At 62.0% G+C, this 21435-nt stretch carries 25 protein-coding genes; 23 read left to right on the top strand and 2 right to left on the bottom strand.

Annotation, left to right across the window (positions count from 1 at the left end; genetic code table 11):
- Positions 1-138: 138 nt before the first annotated feature.
- Complete coding sequence (locus tag AC07XM_RS15695; protein ID WP_102689173.1) at positions 139-1173, top strand: ABC transporter substrate-binding protein; 1035 nt, start codon at positions 139-141, stop codon at positions 1171-1173.
- Positions 1174-1239: 66 nt separating this feature from the next.
- Here AC07XM_RS15695 and AC07XM_RS15690 read toward each other — a convergent pair whose 3' ends face one another.
- Positions 1240-1980, bottom strand: a complete 741-nt coding sequence (locus AC07XM_RS15690; RefSeq protein ID WP_102689174.1) for a sulfite exporter TauE/SafE family protein — start codon at positions 1978-1980, stop codon at positions 1240-1242.
- A 492-nt stretch (positions 1981-2472) separates the two neighbouring features.
- Between AC07XM_RS15690 and AC07XM_RS15685 the strand changes: the two genes are divergently transcribed.
- The 9 genes from AC07XM_RS15685 to AC07XM_RS15645 all read left to right on the top strand — a co-directional run bounded on the left by AC07XM_RS15685 (position 2473) and on the right by AC07XM_RS15645 (position 9585).
- Positions 2473-3210 carry a hypothetical protein gene (locus tag AC07XM_RS15685; RefSeq protein ID WP_102689175.1) on the top strand — a complete coding sequence of 246 codons (738 nt, stop codon included), beginning with the start codon at positions 2473-2475 and terminating at the stop codon, positions 3208-3210.
- Between the two features lie 113 nt (positions 3211-3323).
- Positions 3324-3539 (top strand): AlpA family transcriptional regulator, encoded by a 216-nt coding sequence (locus tag AC07XM_RS15680; protein ID WP_102689176.1) that lies wholly within the window; start codon positions 3324-3326, stop codon positions 3537-3539.
- 3 nt (positions 3540-3542) lie between these two features.
- Positions 3543-4421, top strand: coding sequence for a ParA family protein (locus AC07XM_RS15675; protein ID WP_102689177.1), 879 nt, complete (start codon positions 3543-3545; stop codon positions 4419-4421).
- Positions 4422-4435: 14 nt separating this feature from the next.
- Positions 4436-5974, top strand: coding sequence for a ParB family protein (locus tag AC07XM_RS15670; protein WP_102689178.1), 1539 nt, complete (start codon positions 4436-4438; stop codon positions 5972-5974).
- Between the two features lie 16 nt (positions 5975-5990).
- Positions 5991-6542 carry a DUF2857 domain-containing protein gene (locus AC07XM_RS15665; protein WP_019098991.1) on the top strand — a complete coding sequence of 184 codons (552 nt, stop codon included), beginning with the start codon at positions 5991-5993 and terminating at the stop codon, positions 6540-6542.
- Positions 6536-7753 carry an STY4528 family pathogenicity island replication protein gene (locus tag AC07XM_RS15660; protein WP_102689179.1) on the top strand — a complete coding sequence of 406 codons (1218 nt, stop codon included), beginning with the start codon at positions 6536-6538 and terminating at the stop codon, positions 7751-7753. Before AC07XM_RS15665 ends, AC07XM_RS15660 begins: the two co-directional genes overlap by 7 nt.
- A 151-nt stretch (positions 7754-7904) precedes the next feature.
- A complete protein-coding gene (locus AC07XM_RS15655; RefSeq protein ID WP_102689180.1) occupies positions 7905-8660 on the top strand; it encodes a PFL_4669 family integrating conjugative element protein in 756 nt (251 codons plus the stop codon).
- Positions 8657-9151 (top strand): DUF3158 family protein, encoded by a 495-nt coding sequence (locus AC07XM_RS15650; RefSeq protein ID WP_102689181.1) that lies wholly within the window; start codon positions 8657-8659, stop codon positions 9149-9151. Before AC07XM_RS15655 ends, AC07XM_RS15650 begins: the two co-directional genes overlap by 4 nt.
- A gap of 5 nt (positions 9152-9156) precedes the next feature.
- Positions 9157-9585: a single-stranded DNA-binding protein gene (locus tag AC07XM_RS15645; RefSeq protein ID WP_102689182.1), complete on the top strand. Its 429-nt coding sequence runs from the start codon at positions 9157-9159 to the stop codon at positions 9583-9585.
- Between the two features lie 94 nt (positions 9586-9679).
- Here the strand turns inward: AC07XM_RS15645 and AC07XM_RS15640 are convergent, their stop codons facing one another.
- Positions 9680-9907, bottom strand: coding sequence for a hypothetical protein (locus tag AC07XM_RS15640; protein ID WP_086974480.1), 228 nt, complete (start codon positions 9905-9907; stop codon positions 9680-9682).
- 142 nt (positions 9908-10049) lie between these two features.
- Here AC07XM_RS15640 and AC07XM_RS15635 point away from each other — a divergent pair, with 142 nt between their 5' ends.
- The 13 genes from AC07XM_RS15635 (at position 10050) to AC07XM_RS15575 (ending at position 21287) form a co-directional block, all read left to right on the top strand.
- Positions 10050-10394 carry a helix-turn-helix domain-containing protein gene (locus AC07XM_RS15635; RefSeq protein ID WP_102689183.1) on the top strand — a complete coding sequence of 115 codons (345 nt, stop codon included), beginning with the start codon at positions 10050-10052 and terminating at the stop codon, positions 10392-10394.
- Positions 10395-10491: 97 nt separating this feature from the next.
- Positions 10492-12456 (top strand): DNA topoisomerase III, encoded by a 1965-nt coding sequence (locus AC07XM_RS15630; RefSeq protein ID WP_102689184.1) that lies wholly within the window; start codon positions 10492-10494, stop codon positions 12454-12456.
- A gap of 742 nt (positions 12457-13198) precedes the next feature.
- Complete coding sequence (locus AC07XM_RS15625; protein ID WP_102689185.1) at positions 13199-13729, top strand: STY4534 family ICE replication protein; 531 nt, start codon at positions 13199-13201, stop codon at positions 13727-13729.
- 67 nt (positions 13730-13796) lie between these two features.
- Positions 13797-14054 (top strand): hypothetical protein, encoded by a 258-nt coding sequence (locus AC07XM_RS15620; RefSeq protein WP_102689186.1) that lies wholly within the window; start codon positions 13797-13799, stop codon positions 14052-14054.
- A 66-nt stretch (positions 14055-14120) separates the two neighbouring features.
- Positions 14121-14615 carry a JAB domain-containing protein gene (locus AC07XM_RS15615; RefSeq protein ID WP_102689187.1) on the top strand — a complete coding sequence of 165 codons (495 nt, stop codon included), beginning with the start codon at positions 14121-14123 and terminating at the stop codon, positions 14613-14615.
- A gap of 65 nt (positions 14616-14680) precedes the next feature.
- Complete coding sequence (locus AC07XM_RS15610) at positions 14681-15397, top strand: DUF5983 family protein (protein WP_102689188.1); 717 nt, start codon at positions 14681-14683, stop codon at positions 15395-15397.
- A gap of 130 nt (positions 15398-15527) precedes the next feature.
- Positions 15528-16037: a PFGI-1 class ICE element type IV pilus protein PilL2 gene (pilL2, locus tag AC07XM_RS15605; protein ID WP_172455948.1), complete on the top strand. Its 510-nt coding sequence runs from the start codon at positions 15528-15530 to the stop codon at positions 16035-16037.
- Positions 16034-16705, top strand: coding sequence for a hypothetical protein (locus tag AC07XM_RS15600; RefSeq protein ID WP_102689189.1), 672 nt, complete (start codon positions 16034-16036; stop codon positions 16703-16705). The genes pilL2 and AC07XM_RS15600 overlap by 4 nt, the downstream gene beginning before the upstream one ends.
- Before the next feature lie 10 nt (positions 16706-16715).
- On the top strand, positions 16716-17435 hold the full coding sequence (locus AC07XM_RS15595; RefSeq protein WP_102689190.1) for a TIGR03759 family integrating conjugative element protein: 720 nt from the start codon (positions 16716-16718) through the stop codon (positions 17433-17435).
- Positions 17417-17971 (top strand): lysozyme family protein, encoded by a 555-nt coding sequence (locus tag AC07XM_RS15590; protein WP_102689191.1) that lies wholly within the window; start codon positions 17417-17419, stop codon positions 17969-17971. Before AC07XM_RS15595 ends, AC07XM_RS15590 begins: the two co-directional genes overlap by 19 nt.
- Positions 17968-18387 (top strand): integrating conjugative element protein, encoded by a 420-nt coding sequence (locus AC07XM_RS15585; RefSeq protein WP_102689192.1) that lies wholly within the window; start codon positions 17968-17970, stop codon positions 18385-18387. The genes AC07XM_RS15590 and AC07XM_RS15585 overlap by 4 nt, the downstream gene beginning before the upstream one ends.
- A 9-nt stretch (positions 18388-18396) precedes the next feature.
- Positions 18397-20520, top strand: coding sequence for a type IV conjugative transfer system coupling protein TraD (gene traD / locus AC07XM_RS15580; protein WP_102689193.1), 2124 nt, complete (start codon positions 18397-18399; stop codon positions 20518-20520).
- 38 nt (positions 20521-20558) lie between these two features.
- Complete coding sequence (locus AC07XM_RS15575; RefSeq protein ID WP_102689194.1) at positions 20559-21287, top strand: TIGR03747 family integrating conjugative element membrane protein; 729 nt, start codon at positions 20559-20561, stop codon at positions 21285-21287.
- Positions 21288-21435 lie beyond the last annotated feature (148 nt).

The following is a 21435-nucleotide window of genomic DNA, read 5'->3' as shown; positions in this document are numbered from 1 at the left end:
GCAACATTCAAGTTGCCACTCAGCCGAGCGGTTCAATAAAGCGTCCTGCACGTTATAGAACCGCATCCAGCCACCACGAAAAATGGAGCGGACCTGCCCCAACTACCGCCTTCACAATGAAAACAAGGAAGAACGCGTATGGATAAGCATTTGACCTCTCTCACCCTGGCGCTCGCGGTGTGCGCCCCAGTCAGCGCCGAGGAAATGACGGTTATTTCTTATGGAGGCGTCAGCAAAGATGTACAAACTGAAATCTTCTACAAACCTTTCGAAACAGCTCACCAAGCGAAAATCATCGCGGGTGAGTACAACGGTGAAATGGCCCGCATCAAGGCCATGGTGGACACCAAAAGTGTGAACTGGGACGTTGTACAAGTCGAGTCAGACAAGTTGGTCAGAGGGTGTGACGAGGGGCTGTTTGAACCACTTGATGAGAACCAGTTTGGCGATGCGCAGGCGTTTGTGCCTGAAACCCTGTCTGAATGCGGAGCCGGGTTACTGGTATGGTCGATGACTTTGTCCTACAACGCTAATGCACTCAAAGAAGCTCCGCAAGGCTGGGCTGATTTCTGGGATTTAGAGAAATTCCCGGGCAAGCGCGCGCTACAACGCGGTGCCAAGTTCACATTGGAAGCGGCGTTGATTGCCGACGGCGTTCCTCGCGAGAACGTCTATGAAGTGCTGGCTACATCAGAGGGAGTTGACCGCGCGCTTGCGAAGCTGGACAAGATCAAACCTGCTATCCAGTGGTGGGAAGCCGGCGCTCAACCGATGCAGTACCTGGCCGCAGGTGACGTTGTGATGACCACCGCATTCAATGGCCGAATCTTCGTCGCCCAGGCGTCTGGAGCGCCGATCAAACCCGTTTGGGGAGGCAGCATCCACGCGATTGATTATTGGGCCATTCCCAAGGGCAGCAAGCACAAGGCGCTTGCGCAAACGTTCATCGCCTCGACCTTGCAGCCACAGGCTCAAAAGCTCCACGCAGAAAAGCTGGGTTATGGGGCAGTGAATTTACAGGCTGCAGGGCTGCTGGATGCCAGTGTGGCTCCACGGCTCAATACCTTCCCCGCGAATATCAAGCAGTCGCTGGCGTTCAACAATGAATTCTGGGTCGATCATGGCGAAGATCTGGAAGTGCGCTTCAACGCGTGGCTGGCTAAAGGCAATTAAGGCCAGCTCGTACCTGTCTTGGAGGCCGTCTAGGCGACTCGCTGAGTGGCCTGCGGTACCGGGCCGTTAAACAAAGCTACCCAAGGCAAGCAGCATTAGTAGTACGAGAATTACCTTTCTCGCTACCGCTTCTTCTACATGCTGGGCAATCCGCGCCCCCAACCACACGCCCGCTACCAACACCGGCAAGCTCATCAATCCGAGATGTAGCGACTCGCGCCCGAACAGGCCAAGCGCCCAGAAAGCGGGAAGCGCCGCCACATCCATTGCCAAAAACGCAGCAACGATGGACGCCCGCCCCGCTTCCAAGGCCAGCGGAGACCCAAGGAAAAAGACGATGACGGGCGGACCACCCAGGCCCAGCGAACCATTGAGCACCCCTGCCCCTGCACCTGTTGCAGCGGTCTGCGTGGCCGAGGGCATCCTCTTTAGTTTATATCCAGTGATCATGACCAGACAGCACGCCATTATCAGGATGGCGAGCACAAACTTGACATACTCGGCAGGCAGGCTGACAAGCAGATACGCGCCCACCGGCGTCGCCATGATCGAACTGATGACCAATATTCGAATGGATCGCCAATGCACTTGCCCCCAGAGGGAGGGCAAAAGCTTCACACCGGCAGCAATTTCCAGAACAAACATGGCCGGCACAATCGTCGATAAGGGCAACACGAACGAAAGTGACATGATGGCCAGAAGGGTAAAGCCGAAACCGGAAAAACCCCGCGCAACCGCAGCGACGAAAACACAGCACAGGGCGTAAGCGGTAACTGACGGCGAGACAAGCACAACATCAGAAAGCATGTTTCTTTGAACCTGATCATTGATTGGACAACAATGTGGCGTTGAGGCTCGCTCTCAGCCGACGAGACTAAGCGGTAGCGGCACCTAGATTGTGTTATTGACGACACATACGGGATAGTAGCGAAAGGACTCAATGTATAAGGGGTAAGCGCGGTGAAGGTGACCGCATTTGTATGCAGATTACGCCTTGCTGTCAGTTCGGGGTTTGGGAAAGCTATATCTACGTACCTAGAGACCTGCTGACGATCGTTTAATCGAATCTAGCATGCATAGGCGAAGCGATTTTCAATTTACGACCCCAGATCATCAAGAGTCCTCAAGCGCTGATCACGACACATCGTGTCGTGACCGATATCCATCGCAGAACCAAATCCCTGGCGTATGGTCACCATCTCTTGATGCTATTGCTTTTTGAATTGGCTCGCTCGACAGGGGCCAGATCACAGCCCCCGCCAGCGCTTCCAGGATGAACGCAGCAGGAGGCTGTGTGCCATGATCTCAATAAGAAGCTCCTACCACCCCATCGACGCCGCGATTCTGTGGTGCGACCTCTCCGAGCACGAGGACGAGATTCTTCAAGTAGACCTTTCCCAGCCGGGCAGCTTGCGAAAGCATTTCCCGCAATGGCCAAGCCTGCACGAACACGTCGAGTATCTCTATGACGCCATTTTCAGCGGGGAATTGCCAGCGACTTACCTCGGCCAGCCTATTACTGCCGAGAAGCACGTTCACCGAGGCTTTTATTCCATTCGGCGCGCCGACCTCCTGCTCTGGTTCATACGGAGCCGCCCCGATCAGAAACCCGCCTTTCTGTTTCCCCAGAATGCTGATCACTCGAGATGCGTCAGTCTGAATGCGCATTTAGCCAAACAAGCCGAGCTCGAGTATGCCCTGAATACGCTTGAGCAGTTGCAGCAAAGCTACGATATCACCGCTGGTGAGATGGCCGCCCTTTCCACGCTCAACGAAAAGCTGAAAACGCGGCTCGAGTCACTTGGCATCCCATCCGAGACGTCCGAAGCCATGCACAACTGGCTGATCGGCGCCATGCTCGAAACCACGCTCGGGAAAAACCAAAACGGTAAGCAGCAATCGATCTATTCCAGCCAGGCAGCATTGGTACAAGCTATTCTGCTGCGCTTTCCCGGTGTGGATGGGTTGAGTAAAAGTACCATTGATCGCCGATTTGCCGACGCCCGCCGTCTTATAGCCCAGGCGAAACGGGGCTAACGCCGCATTGTCAGGCAATGCCCAGCATTGCCTGACAATGTTTTTTGCCCTCTTCAGACCTTCACTGACTGTCACTACCCACCACGCGCCACCCGGCGCTAAGGAGTGACATCATGCAACCGACCAGCCCTACCCCTCCTGCAGCTGACCGCCACATCATGCGCCGCGATGAAGTGGAGCAGAAAACCGGCTTCAAACGCTCGCACATCTACAACCTGATGAAGGCCGGTCAGTTTCCGCAATGTCGGCGTATCGGCACCCGTGCCGTCGGCTGGGATTCACTGGAGATCGAGCAGTGGGTCCAGGACCGACTGTCCATGGGGGGCTAACTCATGGAAGTCCTCTCGCTGATCTCGACCAAGGGCGGCGCGGGCAAGACTACCGTCGCCGCCAACCTCGGCGGCGTGCTCGCCGATGCCGGCCTTCGCGTTCTGCTACTGGACCTGGACAGCCAACCGACGCTGTCCAGCTATTACACCATGAGCGATGCATGTGAGGCCGGTAGCTACGAACTTATCGCGCAGCGGCTCACGGCGCCTGATCAGGTGATCTCTGCCACTGTCATTCAGCACCTGGATTTGATTGTCTCCAACGACCGCGCCGGGCACATCAACACCCTGCTGCTGCACGCGGCCGATGGCCGTCTGCGCCTGCGCAACCTGCTGCCTGCCTTCGAGGAGCATTACGATGTACTGATCATCGACACCCAAGGTGCACGCAGCGTGGTCGTGGAGATGGTCATTCTTGCCTCCTCTTGCGCCCTGTGTCCGGTCCCCCCGGAAATGCTCGCCGCACGAGAGCTGCGCCGGGGTACGCTGGGTCTGTTCGAAGAGTTGGAACCCTACCGCTACCTGGGCGTTGACTTGCCGTCGGTAAAGCTGCTGCTCAACCAGGTCAATGCCAACCGCCGCGATACGCGCTTGATCATGCAGAGCCTACAGGCCTCTTTTCAGACCGATCCGCATGTCAGCGTCTGCAGCACGGTGATCCCCGACCGTGTGGCTTATCCCAATGCCGCCTCGCTCGGCCTCCCCGTGCACCGAGTGGAAATAACTCCACCGTCCGGGAGCCGCAGCCCTTGCGCCGCAGAGGTCATGTGCGGCCTGGCCATCGAGCTATTCCCGCAATGGGCCCAGCAGGTCGATGCGCTCGCCGCCCGTGCGCCCGGCATGCTGACTGACGCTGGGCAGCAACTGCTCCGTCGCGTCTGATCGGAGGATGAGTGATGAAGCCACCAACCTCCGAAGACATCACGCGTCAGTTGCAACAGGCGCACTTTCCGCAAAACCACGACCGCGACCTCGCCGTGGCCCCCGTTGGCGATACACCGATTGTGGTTAGTCTCGAGCAACTGCGGCCATATGAGCTCAACCCGCGTGTGGTGCGCAACCCGCTCTATGACGACATCAAGGCCTCAATCCGCGAGCGTGGCCTGGATCAGCCACCTGCGATCACCCGCCGTCCCGATGAGCCGCACTTCATCATCCGCAACGGCGGTAACACGCGTCTAAGCATCCTCGGTGAACTGTGGCAGGAAACGCGCGAAGAGCGCTTCTTCCGTATCCATTGCCTGTTCCGTCCGTGGCAATCGGAGTCACATGCCTTGCTCGGGCACCTGGCCGAGAGTGACTTGCACGGCCAATTGACGTTTATCGAACGGGCTCTGGCCGTGGCAAAGCTCCAGGACATGTTCCAATACCCGGACACTCGCCTCACCCAACGCGAGCTCGCGACGCGCTTGAGTGAGGGTGGCTATCCCATCTCACAGTCACACATCAGCCGCATGTTCGACGCGCTCGAACATCTGCTCCCAGCCATCCCGCAGATGCTGTACGCGGGCCTGGGCAAATCTGGCATCGTGCGCCTCATCAGTTTGCGACGGCGAGCGGAGTCGATTTGGAATCGGTACTTAGGTGCTCCTGAGCAATTCCCGCTGTTGTGGTTCGAGGTTCTGTCAGCGTTCGACGGTGAAAAGCCGGAACTGAGTTCGAGTGAGCTGCAGGATGAATTGATTGCCAGGATGTCCGTGTCCTTGGAGCAGACACCTCGTCTGTTGGCTCTGGAGCTGCACCAGGAACAACGCCCCTCGCTGCCCCTAGCCGACAGCACTCATACCCCTCCGACCCCTTCAGCGGGTGAGCTTGCAAAGCCCTCGCCTTCATCTGTGCATCCGCCAGAAGCGCCGACTGCGGTACCCAGTCCCGAGCCGACAAAAGCTGATGCAGGCCTCTCGGCGCCGCAAGCACCACGCCTGCCCGATATACGCCAGGCGTTGGGGGACGAGCCATTACCGGAGAAGCTTCTGGAAGAGGTCGAGGAGGTTCCGACGCCGATCGTCACGGCGCCATCAGGCGCAGCGTCACTGGAAAAGATCAGCGCCTTGCGCGCGAGCTGCGCCGCCCTGGCCGCCGACCTTGCCGCTTACGCAGACGCCGGCGACATGGTCAGCCCCCTCGTGGACGGACTGGGCTTCACGCTTTCACCGGGGCATGGCGAGCGACTCAGCTCGCGGCACACCGGTATCCAGCTGCTGCTCTCGGCACTGCTGCGCCTGCAGGACGACGTGACCTGGAAGGAACGTCAGCAGTTGCCGGCTGCACTGTTTGGTCAGCTGATGATCGGCGTCTACGACCTGCCCTTCACCGACCGTCCAGCCCTGACGGTGGGCCTTGAACGACTTCCTGATGCCCAGCTGGAGCAGCTGTTCTCGCTGATCCGCCACGCCCGCCAGTTGATCGAACTGACGCTGTCGTCCACTCGATAACGTGAGGAGCCACCTCATGAGCACGACTTTCAATCTGTTGAACCATGCCATGCTAAACCAAGTGCTGCATGAGCTGCGCCATGGGCGTCTGCAGCGCTGTAAGGCCTTGGGCCTGGCCGACGAAGACATTGAGGTGCTGCAGTCGCTACCGCCGACCACCTTGTCCCACCTGGCACACTCATCGATCGCCTGGGTCGAGGTGAAGGTCGACATCACCGTATTGCGCCGCCTGATCGTTCAGGCCGAACGCGACGAACAGAACGAGCGGCTGATCAATCGTGCTCTCAAGTTGGGCGCGAGCTCCAACATCATGTACCGCTGCTTCGGCCTGGACCACTCTGAAACCGCGCTGCGCCGACGTGTGCTGAAGATCGAGACGCACCGCGGTCGGCCGGTCCAGCTCAGTGAAGCGCAAGAGCATGCGGTGTGGAATCGCTGGAGCCAGTTGCGCACGGAGGATCCGGACAACGATCCGCTGGACACCATGATGATGCTGGCCGAGGAACAACACATCAGCCTGACCCTGGTCTGGCAACAGATCGAACTGTATGGAGGCACACCATGCTGAGCTTTTACGAGGTCGACTGGCAGGACGTGGTGCGTCAGTGCTACGACGCCCTTAGGCGCCGAAATGAGTGGTATGTGGCGAACGGCAAACTGGCTGTTTCCACCCAGGAGCCGGCGGTGCGGACGATCTACTACGGCGACAACAATCCGCTGCCGCAGACCTTGCTGCTGGATCGGCGGCTGACGCCACTGGAGCGCAACACCTGGCAGGTACTGCGCTGGCTGATCACCGAACGTAGGGTCAAGACGCCACGCTATCAGGACCTGCAGCCCTACCTGGCGACCAGTCCCTGCGGCGCCCAGGCTTCGCGCGAAACCATCGCCCGCGCACTCAACGTTTTACGCACCACTCGCTGGCTCAGCCTGGTGGAACGCTCACGCGATGCCAACGGCTGCCTGCGCGGTTGCGTCTACGTGCTGCACGGCGATCCGTTGACCGCGGCCGAGCAGTTGGAACTGGATAGCGGCTACGCGGCGTTGCTGCAGCAGAACCTCTCTCATGCCACCAAAGGGGTCCGAGACGTGGCGCGGCATGTGATCGCCGAGATCCAGGCCGACCCGCAAGTCGCTCAAGTCGACAAGGACAAGATCGGCTCGCTGCCACCGGTCCAACAGCAAACGCTGCCGCTGATGAACGCTGAAACAAAGACAGAGGATTCCGAACCTGGCGCACACGGCCCCGTTCGGAATTCTCCGGCTGGCGCAACAGATCCCGAACCCTGCGGCAATACAGCGGATTTGGCTATGGTTCGGAATGCCGACGCTGGCCGTACAGTACAGAAAAACCAAAGCAAAAAAAGTACGGTACTGGGGCAGGTAGAGTTTGGTCGAGCACGGTGGCCCGAAGATTTACCGCTGAACCCGAACGAGCGGCGCATGGCCTCCCAGGCAATGCGTCAGCTCGAGCCGGAACAGCAACAAGCGGTAATCAACGAAGCGGCGGTGCGCTGCGCCCGCGGAGAGATCCGAAAACCCGTCGCCTATCTAATGGGTTTGATCAAGCGCGCTTGCCAGGGCAAGTTCACTCTCTGGGCCGCGCGTACCGAGCAAGAGAAATCCTCAAACCCTGCTTCACGCCCAGCCAAGCCAGCGTCGGAGGAGCCGTCCCGCGAACGAACGAAGCGCGGCGGTCAGCGCACCGCCTCGCCACTCGCCCTCTCCTGCCTGGAGGAACTGAAACAACGTTGTCGGGGGATCACTGCGGCGACATAGGGCTGGAACTCGGTGGATATAATGCCAATGCCATAGATTCCAACAACGTCCACCCTTCTGGAAATGTGACCGCACCACCTTCGCGATGATTCGCGTCGCCAGTCAGGGTTAGGCCCATCGTCGGCGTCATTCCGACGGCGAGGTACTGGCGATGGTCGATCACTACCAACTCAACCTGGGCTCCCTGCGCAGCAGCATCACCCTCACTCTGCACACCCACCATGCGGCACGGCTGTGGCAGGGGCGTAGCGGTCGCGACGGGGTACATCCGATCCTGGGCATGCCCGGTTACATCAGCGTCACCAACCTGCTCAAACACGCCAGCAGCCAAGGCGACCCGTACGCGGACTGGTTCATGTTGCAGCTGGAGGAAAAGCTACTGCAGGCCAGGCTCGACATGGCCACGCTGACGCAGCAAATGAGCCGCGTGGAACGGGCCCTGCCCACGCAAGTCGATGTCGGCGACAACCTCAATATCCACCCCGTCACCCTGCCGCTGTTCATCGGCAGCCAGTTGGGCTTTCTGGCGATCTACCTGCTTACCGACTACGACACCCTGGTCCGGCGGGTACTGCTCGCCCACCACACAGCGCTGATCGGCCGGGGCGACATGGAGTCCTGGATCGATGGCGGGGCGCATCTGCTGCGCAGCCTGTTTGGCCTGGCGCAGCGCTACCGCCTGGCGGGGGTGAGCCGCGACGACATGGCCGCCAACAACGCCCGCGCCCGCGAAGCCATCGACAAGTTCGGCGTCCTGCCGCAGGACATTCTCGAAGGGACGCGCCGCTCTCAGTTCGCCCCGCCGATCGCCCGCAGTAACGCGCACGCCGAGATCGAAAGCCCGAATCCGCCGGAAGCCGAAGAGCAGCCCACAGCCGACACCCCGAACGACGGGGGTGAGGCATGACCCTGGCGGAAGCCATTGCCCGGCGTTTGTCAGCCGATGCCTATCGCGAGTTCGCACAGGGTGCCTCCCTAAAAGGCCTTTTAAAGCCTTTTAAGGGTAAGGGGGAGCTGCAGCAGTTCGCCGAGACGATCCTGCGCCTGCGCACCCAGGTCGCCGAGTTGATGGCGGTGATGCTGGCGATCATGGCCCAGCCCCCCTTCTCGTTGCTGGACCTGCGCCTGGTCGTCCAGCACAGCGCGACGGGCACTGATTTCCTGCGCTGGCGCAGCCCGGATTTTCTGCGCATGGGCGTGGAGGTATGGCAGGAGGCGATGGTTCAGCCGCACCTGCACCCGGAACTGCGGCAGGCGTTGTATCAGCTGGAGACCAACCGTGTGGTGCTGAACCTGCAGATGAGCAGCCTGCAGTCGTTGTATCGCCAGGCCATCACTGGTGCCAGCAAGCTCGAGGCCGCCGAGCTCGCCCTGACCCGTTCCCCCACCGAGGAGTAACCCGCATGAGTACTTTGTTTGTTGGTGAAGGCAACATCGGCAGCGTTCCTGAGTATCAGGAGTTCAACACCAACCCGGATGAGCCGCGCCGCCTGCTGCGGCTGAATGTCTATTTCGACAACCCGGTACCACGCGAAGGCGGCTACGAGGACCGCGGTGGCTATTGGGCGCCCGTCGAGCTCTGGAACCGCGACGCCGAGCACTGGGCCACGCTGTACCAGAAAGGCATGCGCGTCCTGGTCGAGGGGCGCACGGTCAAGGAGGAATGGGAGGACAGCGAGGACAACGCCCGCGTGACGTTCAAGGTGGAGGCGCGGCGCATCGGTATCCTGCCGCACCGCGTGGCCTCGGTGACCATGCGCGAGAAAGCCAGCGACAACGCGAGCAATTCGCGCAAGGGGGGAGGCAAGAAAGCGTCACGCAAATCCGGATAAGTGCGTGGTACTCAGTGGAATCGCCGCCCGCAGCGCGATATCACTGGAGCCGTACAGGCAGCTCAGCGGGCAACACCGGCTGCTGCCGCTTGACTCACTCTCGCCGGGCGCTCTTGCGCCGCTCATGCTCCAGCATTTGCTTCACTTCCGCCAAGTACTGGTCCAGGGCAAGGAATGCCCGCCAGTGCAGCGGACTCTCCTGAACCCAGGCGACTAGCCGGGCCCGAGCCTGCTCCTTGTCCGGTTCCAGATGGGTGGCCATGAATAGCTCGTAGGCCTTGATCGCTAACGCATCTGCCTCACTCTGGTGGGATACGTGCAAGTTTGTTGCCTCCGTGATGACGGTCGAGACATCCATATTTTTTTCGGTGATACGCCTCATCGGGTTGTTAGTCAACCTTTTGAGTCGTTCATATCTTTGGGGTGCTGTTCGACCATATAGGTCGAATTGAAGAGCGCCCCCATTGCCCGTGAAAGAGCCTAGTCCACATCACATTGGTCGCCAGTTGGCGAAGTATCGCCGTGCCCGGCACTTGACCCAGACACAGGTCGGCGAGCATCTGCAGATTTCTGGCGAAGCGGTGTCGCGCTTGGAACGAGGCTTCGTTGAACTCTCGGTTTCCAAGCTGCTGCAATTGGCCGACTTGTATGGCTGCCCGGCCGATGAACTGCTGCTCGCGATCAGCCCTCGGCCGCAGGACTTAGGCGTGCAGATTAATTCGATCATCAAGGAGCTCGATGATGCGGATAAGCAATTCGCCCTGGAATCTCTGAAAGCGCTGGCGAGCCATCTCGCGCAACGCAAGTGATGCACCTCCGCCGATATGAACGCGGCACCTTCGGATTTACCCTGGCCTTCCGCGATAACACCCTCACCCTGTCGGTACCCACCGAGAGGGCCCGCGCATGCGCCTGTTCATCTGCGAAAAACCATCCCAAGCCCGCGACATCGCCCAGGTGCTGCAGGCCAGCCGCCGCGGTGATGGCTGCCTGAAAGGGCCGAATATTACCGTCACCTGGTGCGTCGGTCATCTGCTGGAGACCGCGCCGCCTGAGACCTATGGCGATTACAAGCGCTGGTCACTGGAAGACTTGCCGATCATCCCCAGCCGCTGGCAACTGGTAGCCAAGCCCAAGGTCGCTGGCCAGCTCAAGGTGATCAGCCAACTGCTGCGCACCTGCAGCGAGGTGGTCATCGCCACCGACGCCGACCGCGAAGGCGAGATGATCGCCCGGGAGATTCTCGAGCGCTGCCAGTACCAGGGGCCGATTTTGCGCCTGTGGCTGTCCGCGCTGGATGAAGCGTCGATCCGCCGGGCTTTGAGCGCCATGCGCCCGGGAGAGCAGACGTTGTCGCTGTACCACTGCGCCCTCGCTCGCTCCCGTGCCGACTGGCTGGTCGGCATCAACCTGAGCCGGCTGTTCACCCTGCTCGGCCGCCGCGCCGGTTTCGATGGCCTGCTGCCGGTGGGACGTGTGCAGACGCCCACCCTGCGCCTGGTGGTCGAGCGCGACCGGGCGATCGCCAGCTTTGCGCCACAGCCATTCTGGTCCGTCGATGCTCACATGGAGCAGGACGGGATCCGCTTTCAAGCGCGCTGGCAGCCCCCGGCCGCGGTCAGCGATGCGGTTGGACGCTGTATTGACGAAACCGCCGCACAGCAGGCGCTGAGACGCCTCATTCAAGCCGGCACCGCCGAGATCGACAATGTCAAAGTCGAGCACGTGCGCGAAGGCCCGCCGCTACCGTTCGACCTGGGCACGCTGCAGGAGATCTGCTCGGCCAAGCTCGGACTGGGTGCACAGGAGACCCTGGCCACTGCCCAGGCCCTGTACGAGACCCACAAGGTGACGACCTACCCGAGAAGCGATTGCGGCTACTTGCCGGAGAGCATGCTCGATGAAGTCCCACGCGTGCTCCACGCCCTCGCCGCTGCACCCTCGTTGGGGGCAGTTCTGAAAGAGGTTGACCCCAGCCGCCGCTCACGCGCCTGGAACAGCAGCAAGATCACCGCGCACCACGGCATCATTCCCACCGCCGTCACGCTGGATTTGGCGCAGCTCTCCGAGCGCGAGCGGGCGGTGTACACGCTGATTCGCGCACGCTACCTCGCGCAGTTCATGCCCGAGCACGAGTACCTGAAAACCCAGGCGCTGCTGCACAGCCAGGCAGATCAACTGGTGGCGCGCGGCAAGCAGATCCTGGTCCGCGGCTGGAAGGCAGTCATCAACGAGGCCGACGGCACCGAGCCGGCCGAACAGGCGCAGCGATTGCCCACATTGCGTGAATCCGCGACGGTGGCGCTGATCGACGCCATGCTCAACGCACAGCGCACGCAGCCGCCCAAGGCCTACACCGAGGGCACGCTGGTCAAAGCGATGAAAACCATCGCCAACCAGGTGGCCGATCCGCGCCTGAAGCAGAAGCTCAAGGACAGCTGCGGGCTCGGTACCGAGGCCACTCGCGCGGCTATCATTCAGGGGCTGATCGATCACGGTTACCTGACCAAGAAGAAACGCAGCCTAGCTGCCTCAGCTGCGGCGCATACCTTGATCGAAGCGGTGCCGCCGGAGGTGGCCGATCCGGTCATGACCGCGCTGTGGGAGCAGGCGCTGGACCGCATCGAATCGGGCCAGCTGAGCGTCGAGGCCTTTCTCGCCAAGCAGGCAGAGTGGCTGACCCGCTTGGTGCGCAGTAACGCCACACTCACCCTGCGCCCGCACCCCAGCAAGGGGCCGTTCTGCCCGGTTTGCCGCAGCACCATGCGCCAGCGCAAAGGCCGCACCGGCAGTTTCTGGTCTTGCAACCGCTACCCCGAATGCAAGGGCACCAAACCGGTGGCGAAGCCCAAGCGGGCGAAAAACGCATGACTTGACGGCACACCATAGCGCTGGTGTAGTGATCTGGCCTCTCGCCGCTTGGCGACCAAGACCGATTCGCTCCGGGCAGCTCGGTCAGACTCCTAGAGTTCGGAGCCACACTTCAGCGCATCTGCGGATGACTTCTCAGCGTTGCAAGTCTTCCAGGTGGATGACCCGTGCGGCTTGCATCAGGCCTCAGGGGTCATCCGCTTCGGCGACGATGCTCAGCTCCGGTGCCCGCCGGCGAAACACTGGGCACCTTTTGTACGCGGATGCGTGCCAGTTGATTCCGACCCAGGCCACGACAAGGGTCGGTTGATCCAGATGGATCGGCAGTGGAGGTCTGCGACGGACTCCGGTGCCACATCGCCGGGTCAAGGGTGGTCCAACTCCTCCTAGCCTGATGACCGTCGGGCTATTTTTTCGTCGCCGACAATCCACCGAAAGCCACCCGATTCCGCCCGCCCAGACCGCCTGCAGACCACGGTTGACGGGCCTTTTGCAGCGTTTTATAGATGAGCTGCACCTCGCTGTCGTTGACAGCACCCAGGTAGCCAGGACCTTCAAGGCTACGCCCATATCGGGTGGTTCTTACCCAAAGTGCGACTCGCGCTCGGCAGCTCGCACGGTCACCGTCCCATCGGTGATGAGCGCCTTCTCGACCGATCATGTGTTTGCACCTCCCCTTGCGGAACTCACCAGCCGCCAGGGCCGGTGGATGTCCGCGTTTCTGCTGAACAGGAGCTCCATCATGACGACTGCAAGCAATAACGCCCCCACCACCTACTTCAACCTGCACACCCAAGGCATCGGTTACCTGAACCGTGTTCGCGAAGTCCCGGTTCGCCGCGGCCAAGCGTTCATGGCCTGTGACATCGCTGCCTTGCACGGTGCCTCGGACGACGTTGAGTACACCCGCTTCGACTGCAAGGTCGCCAGCGGTGAAGCCGACCGGCTGATCCGTGAACACCTGGAAGACGTCCGCGCTGAACGCAAGGTCCTTATCGCGTTTCGCATCGGCGACCTCTGGGTCGATCCGTTCATGTACGAGAAAGGCGAACGCAAGGGGCAACCCGGCGCCAGCCTCAAAGGCCGACTGATCTTCATCGAGTGGATCAAAGTCGATGGCCAATTCAGCTACCGTGCGCCAGCGCGCACCGACGCCGCCGCCCCTGAGGCTGCTGAATCAGCAGAGTCGGAACAGGTGGACGGTGACACTGGCCAAGGCCAGCCAACTCCACCCGCTGCACGCAAATCCACCGCCGCACGCCAATCTGCTTGAGGCAGGTTGACCGCCCGCAGCAGGCGCTCTTATGAGCGCCTGTTGTTCATTCACGTCGGAGGTCGCCATGGAAAGCTTCTGGCTCTGCGAAGACTGCCTGCAGGCGGTCGCCTACGACGATTTCAGCGCGCTGTCGTTGTACTACAGCGAGGCTGAAGTCGAGCAACGCATCATCCACATGCCCGCCCAACTGCAAACCCTGCTACCGCTGAGCGCCGATTTCGACCCGCAGACCGGCGCCGGTATCGAGGCCTTCTCGATGCAACCGTGCGAGGGCTGCCAAAGCCCGCTGCATGGCACGCGACATCGCTTCACGCGCCTTTGATCACGCACTTAAACCAGCCTGGGGCACTCCCCCACGGGGCGCTCCATCTGCCACGAGGAATTGCCCATGAACACCGCCTTGAACCTGGTTGACCCGCTCGATTCGGTACTGGCCCAACGCGCCCGTGAGGATGCGCTGATCACCGAGGCCCTGCAGCTGCTGGACCAACGTCACTTCCAGCGCGGCGAGGTGCTGATAACCCCCGCCGATGCCGCAGCCTACTTGAAACTGCAACTCGCCCCTTACCACCACGAGGTGTTTGCCTTGCTCTGCCTCGACTCGCGCCACCGTGTGTTGAGCTTCGACATCCTCTTCACCGGCAGCATTGACGGTGCCTCCGTGTATCCACGCCAGGTGGTGATCAAGGCACTCGAACACAATGCCGCCGCCGTGATCTTCAGCCACAACCACCCCTCCGGCTGCTCTGAACCGAGCGGCGCCGATCGGGTACTCACCACCCGCCTGACCGAGGCTTTGGCCTTGGTCGAGGTGCGCGTCCTGGACCACATCATCGTCGGCGAAGGCACTCCGCTTTCGTTGGCCGAGTACGGCTGGATGTGACAGCCCACGTTGCCCATGAGGTCACCGCCCGTTCGGGGTGGCCTCGGCACTTTCGGAGAACCACCATGCATCCTTCCCATACCAATCCGTTTCTTCGCGGTTTCCAAGACTTGCGCTACGAGCGTGTCCTGCAGATCAGCTATGCCGACGATTGCCCTCCATGCTACCGCGCGCTGCACCCGGCTCAGAACGAGCTGCCCAATGAAGCCATCAACCTGCAGCCGTGCCTGTTCGATGACGACGTCGCGGTGATCACCGATGGTGTATGCGTACCCGAGTTTCTGCGCATGCGCTGCCCGGCCGACGGCCTGGTGAATACCGTGCTCTACCAGATACTGGGTAGTCAGCTCGGACGCTCGATGCATATCGGCGACCTCGTCAACGTGGAAGCTGCGCAAAACCTGATCGAACAACTGTCCTTTGCCACCGGGCACTACAGCCGCAGCTGGGAAATCAGCAGCGCCCACCTGCCCGCAGACGACTTCGAGTACCTGCAGGTGTGCGCTTGGTGCAATTCACCGGCGAGCTTCTTCGAGTGCTTCGAACTCAACGTCAGCCATGCCGTCGGCTGCAAGCTGTATTCGACGCCTTGGGTCGCAGACATTAAAGCCGGCGGCAGCAGCTGCAGCGCCGACGAGGTCAGTGCGCGGATGCTCGCTGACCGTGTCCCTCCGGTGTTACTCAAGCTGCTCCTACTGGCAGGCCAGGCGGACATCCGCCTGTTGATCTTTGATCCTGACGCGGCACCTCTCTGGGAACTACCGCTATTCACCGAAGAATGACCAAGGCGCCCTCCCGGGCGCCTTTTTTATGATGCCCGACAGAAAAGCTGGCTCGCCGGATTCGGTTTTCCAGTGGGGACTCGCCTCGTGTCTTCGCCATGGTATCGGCAACATTCGTCGAGACCCAGTCATGCAAACATCCCTACTTCCCACTATCGGCGTGATGGCCGTCCTGGCCGGCTGTAGCACACCGCCGCCGGCCCCGGCCCCCACGGCACCACCCGCCTTGCCGGCGGTATCGCCGCAGCCGAAAACCCCGCTTCCGGCCTGGGTCCGCCAAGACCGCTACACACTCGTCACCACCCGGCCCACGCTGGAGCAGCGCCAACCGCTGTATCAACTGGTCAACGTGCAGATCGCGCCAGCCCTGCATGCCACCGTCGGTGAAGCCCTGCGCCACGTGCTGCACCGCTCGGGCTTCGCGCTGTGTGCCGACAGCCCAGCGGTGGATCGCTTGTTCCGTCGCCCTCTGCCCGCGGTACAGCACCAGCTCGGACCTATCTCGCTGCTGGACGCCCTGACCATCATCGGCGGCCCGGCCTGGCAACTCGACATCGATCCAGTTGATCGGACCGTGTGCTACGCCCTGCGCGTGCCATCGCCCGCTGCCCCCTTTTCGACCCTGGAGCTCACGCCATGAAGGTCCTCCATTTTCAGGCCTTGGTGGTCGGTGCCCTGTGCCTGGGCGCTGCGGTGCTCGCCGCCGAAACGTACAACCATCACCAGCAGTTGGCCGAACTTCAAGCCGCGGCCCGTAATGCCCCGGCGGATCCAGCGCCAGCCCTGCGCCGCGATATCGATGCTTTGTCCTCCAAGCTCACGACGCTGCAGCCGCAGGTAGTCGCGCTGAGCGAGGCGCAAAGTCGACACACCGCGGCGCAGGTCACCCTCGGTCAGCAGCAGGATGAACTGGCCACCTCGCTCAAGACGCTCCAGGCAGCACCGCCAGGTCCGAGCAGCAGCGATCTGACGGCACTGGAACATCGGCTGGCCACGGCAGAAGCCAAGCTCGAGAAACTGTCGACCCTCCCTTCTGTGCCCGCGGCCACCAACGCACAGGTAAAGTCCTTCACCAGTGCAAAAGCCAAGGCCAAGCCTCTGGCCCCGCCCTTTACCCTGCTGGGTATCGAGACCCGAGGTGACGTCAGGTTCGTGGCAGCCCTGCCCAAAGGTGCGCATTCGCTGACGACCGTGCACTTGCTACAGCCTGGCGACAGCTTGAACAGCTGGCAGCTGCGCGCGATCCGCACGAACCAGGTGGTGTTCCATGTCCCCGGACAGGGCGACCACACACTGCCCCTGCCGTGACGAGGTGCTTATGGCTAGGTGCTCCCGCCTTTCGCTCATCCTGCTCCCCGCCTGTCTATTCGCAGGACTGGCGTGGACCGCGCCAAAACTGATCGACTCGGCTTCGCAGTTCAGCGAACAGATGCCACTGGGTCGGCAGGCATCCGACGCGGCTCGGGCCAAGGCCTGGGGGCTGACGGAGGATGAGTGGGCCGAGTTCGAGCGCTTGCAGGCTGGGCCCCGCCACTACTGGTCGCCGCAGCTCGACCCGCTCACCACCCTCGGCGTGGAAACCGACTCGGACCAGGAACGGCAACGCTACGCCGAGCTACAGGTCCGTCTCGAGGCCAAGCGCGCCGAGCGCGAGTTGGCCTACCAGAAGGCCTACACCGCCGCCTGGGCACGACTGTTCCCGGGCATGCTGCCCGTGCAGGGCATGGCCGACGATCCAGCGCCTACCCCCGCTGGCCGCTTTGCCCTGTTTGTGGAGGAACGCTGCCCGCCCTGTGTCGCCAACACTCAGCAATGGCTTCGTGGCGGCGCGCACCTCGATGTGTACCTGGTCGGCAGCCAAGGTGACGATACGCGTCTACGCCGGTGGGCTCGGGGCGCGGGCATTACCCCCGCCCAGGTCAGCAGTGGCCAGGTCACTCTCAACCATGACCGTGGCCGCTGGTTCGCCCTGGGCGCCAGCCGCCCCTTACCCACACGCTACCAGCAGGTGGACGGGAAATGGCAGCGCATCGACTGATCCTGGCGCTGGCCTTGACCTGCGCCACGGCCGTTCACGCCGACGCGCTGCCGCCGCCGGCGTATCAACTGGCTGCCGCACGCGCCGGCATCCCCGCCTCCGTGCTGTTCGCCATCGCCCTCCAAGAGAGCGGCACGCCGCTGCGAGGTCACCTCATGCCTTGGCCTTGGACCCTGAATGTTGCTGGTACGCCGCAGCGTTTCGCCCGCCGTGATGAGGCGTGTGCCGCACTCAAACAGGCGCTGATCCGTCACGATCCCAAGCGCATCGATGTCGGGCTGGGCCAGACCAATCTCGGCTACCACCCGGACCGCTACCACAGCGCCTGCGAGGCTCTCGATCCTCGCGCCAACCTGGCCGTGACGGCAGAGCTGCTGCGCGCCCACTACGCCGACAGCGGTGACTGGGTCATGGCGGCGGGCCGCTATCACCGCCCTACCGGCGGTAAACCTGCAGCGCGCTACCGCCGCAAGTTCAGCCAGCACTGGCAGCGTGTACAAGCGGTCGTGGCGTCTCCGAGAGGGCCGCAGCCATGAACTGTCGGTGCTGGGTAACGCTGTGTATTTGTCTCTGGTGGACGGTTGGCGCGCTCGCGGCCCCCAGCCAGTTGCCCGATCCCCGCGCGCTGACGTGGGCCCTGCCCGTACACAGCACACGCCTGTCACCCGGTGCCGTGTCGCCAAGGACATTGAAGCTGCCCGGGTTGACGCCGCTGTTCCTGGTCGGGCACGACGCCGCCTCTCTGGAATGGTTGGCCCAGCATGCACAGAAGCTGCAGGAGTTGGGCGCCAGCGGCCTGGCTGTTGAAGTGGCCAACACCCCGGCGTTGCGCCGCATCCAAGCGGCAGCCCCGGGGGTGGACATCTGGCCGGTGAGTGGCGACGACATCGCCGAGCGCCTGGAACTGCAGCACTACCCGGTGCTGATCACGCCCACCGGCCTGGAACAGTGAGGGTGGCTCATGGGCGAACATGCGATGGAGTCATTGCTGCGCCCTGCGGTGGAGTTGTACACCGTGGGCATCTGCGCCGGCGCCGGCGCCCTGTGCCTGCATTCGCCCTGGGCGGTAGCCCTGTCGCCCGAGGTAGGGGCAGGCATGGCCCTGGCCTATACCGCATTCGGCCTGAAGCGGCTCAACGAGGCGCGGATCGTCCTGCGCTATCGGCGCAATATCCGCCGCCTGCCGCGCTACTCGCTGACCAGTCGGCAGATTCCGGTAAGCGGCAAGCGCCTGTTCATGGGTCGTGGCTTTCGCTGGACTCGCCTGCACACCCAGCGCCTGCTCGAGGCGCAGGACCCGGCGCTGGCCCGCTATGTCAACCAATCGGCCGCTCACCAGTGGGCGCGGCGGATGGAACACTTGCTGGAGAAGGCCCCACCTTGGCTGTCACTGCTGCCCCGCCTGACCGCCTGGGACAGCCCATTCAACCCGGTGCGGCCACTGCCGCCGGTGGGCGGCTCGCCACTGCTGCACGGCGTCGAGCCAAAGGAGCAGGAAGCCAGCTTGCCGCTGGGCGAGCGCGTCGGGCATACCCTGGTGCTAGGCACCACGCGAGTCGGCAAGACACGCCTGGCCGAGGTGTACATCACTCAGGATATCCACCGGCCGAGCCAGGAAGTAGTCATCGTCTTCGACCCCAAGGGCGATGCTGACCTGCTCAAGCGCATATACGTCGAAGCGCGCCGCGCCGGCCGTGAGCACGAGTTCTACGTGTTCCACCTGGGCTGGCCGGAGATATCCGCCCGCTACAACGCCATCGGCCGCTTCGGCCGCATTTCCGAAGTCGCCACCCGCATCGCCGGCCAACTGAGCGGCGAAGGCAACTCGGCGGCGTTTCGCGAGTTCGCCTGGCGCTTCGTCAACATCATCGCCCGCGCGTTGATCGAGCTCGGCCGGCGCCCTGACTACCTGCAGATCCAGCGGCATGTGGTGAACATCGATGCGCTGTTCATCGAGTACGCTCAGCACTTCTTCGCCCGCCATGATCCGCAGGCCTGGGAAGCAATCGTGCTGATCGAAGGTCGCCTGAACGAAAAGAACATCCCGCGGCACATGATCGGCCGAGAAAAACGCGTGGTCGCCATCGAGCAGTACCTGACCGCCAAGCGCATCTTCGATCCGGTGATGGACGGCCTGCGCTCGGCGGTGCGCTACGACCGCACCTACTTCGACAAGATCGTGGCTTCGCTGCTGCCGCTGCTGGAAAAACTCACGAGCGGCAAGACCGCGCAACTGCTCGCCCCCAACTACTCCGACCTGGAGGATCCACGGCCGATCTTCGATTGGCTGCAGATCATCCGCAAACGCGGCATCGTGTATGTTGGCCTGGATGCGCTGTCCGATGCCGAGGTGGCGGCTGCCGTCGGCAACTCGATGTTTGCCGACCTGGTCTCCGTCGCCGGCCATATCTACAAGCACGGCATTGACCACGGGCTGCCAGGCTCCTCCAGCGCCGCGGACAAGGTGCCGATCAACTTGCACGCCGACGAATTCAACGAACTGATGGGCGACGAGTTCATTCCGCTGATCAACAAAGGTGGCGGCGCCGGTATCCAGGTCACTGCCTACACCCAGACCTTGAGCGACATCGAGGCTCGGATCGGCAACCGGGCCAAGGCCGGCCAGGTCATTGGCAACTTCAACACCCTGCAGATGCTGCGGGTACGGGAGACCGCCACCGCAGAACTGCTGACCAACCAACTGCCCAAGGTCAACGTGCAGACCCGCACCCTGGTCTCCGGCGCGACGGACACCGCCGATCCTGATGCCCACACTGACTTCACCTCGTCCTCGCAGGACCGGGTTACCACCGCCGCCGTACCACTGATCGAGCCGGCGCACATCATCGCCTTGCCCAAGGGGCAGATGTTCTCGTTCCAGGAAGGCGGACAGCTATGGAAAGTGCGTATGCCACTGCCCAAACCCGGCAGTGACGACCAAATGCCGGCAGACCTGCAGACCCTGGCCGCGCGCATGCGCGAGTCCTACAACGCCAATACGGGGAGTTGGTGGAGCAGCGCTGGCGGTGCGCCGACAGTCGATTTTGATCCCGAGATGCCTCCACCAGGGCGCAGGCACTCCTGATGAGCACGCCTTGTGCAACCGGATACTCTGGAGCCTATATGTCGACCACCCCAGCCAGCCCAACTCCCCCGCAGCGAAGTCCGGGGCTCATCTTCGGCATGCTCGAGCTGTGTCTGCGGCTACTCGGCCTGCTCTTCGCTTCGCTGATCTTCTCCATCGTGCTGGAGTTCGTGGGCATGCTCTGGTTCTGGCCCGAGCAGGGCTGGCATCACAGCCACGCCATGTGGCTGAGTGAGCTCGGCTGGCTAAGCAATCACTTCAAGAATTCGCTGCTCGTGCAAGAACCGGCGCAAGCGACCGCCAAGGTCCTCGAACACCTCAACAACTGGGTCGTAGTGCGCTCTGGATGGGCGCATTCCGACGCACAGCTGAAACTGCTCAGTCGAGAAGCGTCAATGCAGGGGCAGTTCGCGCAGGTCTACGTTGTGATGCAGGACTACCTGTTGGCGGCTCTGTTCACGGTCTTTACTTTCGTGGTGAGGCTAGCCGTTTTGACCCTGGCCACCCCGCTGTTTTTGCTGGCTGTAATCACCGGTGCGGTCGATGGGTTGATGCGCCGTGACCTGCGCAAGTTCGGAGCAGGCCGCGAAAGCAGCTTCGTGTACCACCGAGCGAAGCGGACACTCTTGCCGCTTATAGTCAGCCCTTGGGTGATCTACCTATCCCTACCATGCTCGCTGAATCCCAACTGGGTGTTACTGCCATGCGCGACTCTTCTGGGCTGTATGGTCGCCCTCACCTCAGCGACATTCAAAAAATACCTTTGAGGATGCACCTGATGCACAGATACAGGCATCTCCGCCGAATGGGGCTGAACACCGCGAGTTCTGTGAGTCAGGAACGGGTTCTCGGCATCGACACCTTCCTGCTACCAAACGAGGTGTTCACGATTTGGGAACACCCCATTGACGTACA

Source organism: Pseudomonas sp. GW460-LB5, from assembly GCF_059423245.1.
The sequence above is the reverse complement of the archived record's forward strand: the minus strand, read 5'-3'. Positions and strand labels throughout refer to the sequence as shown.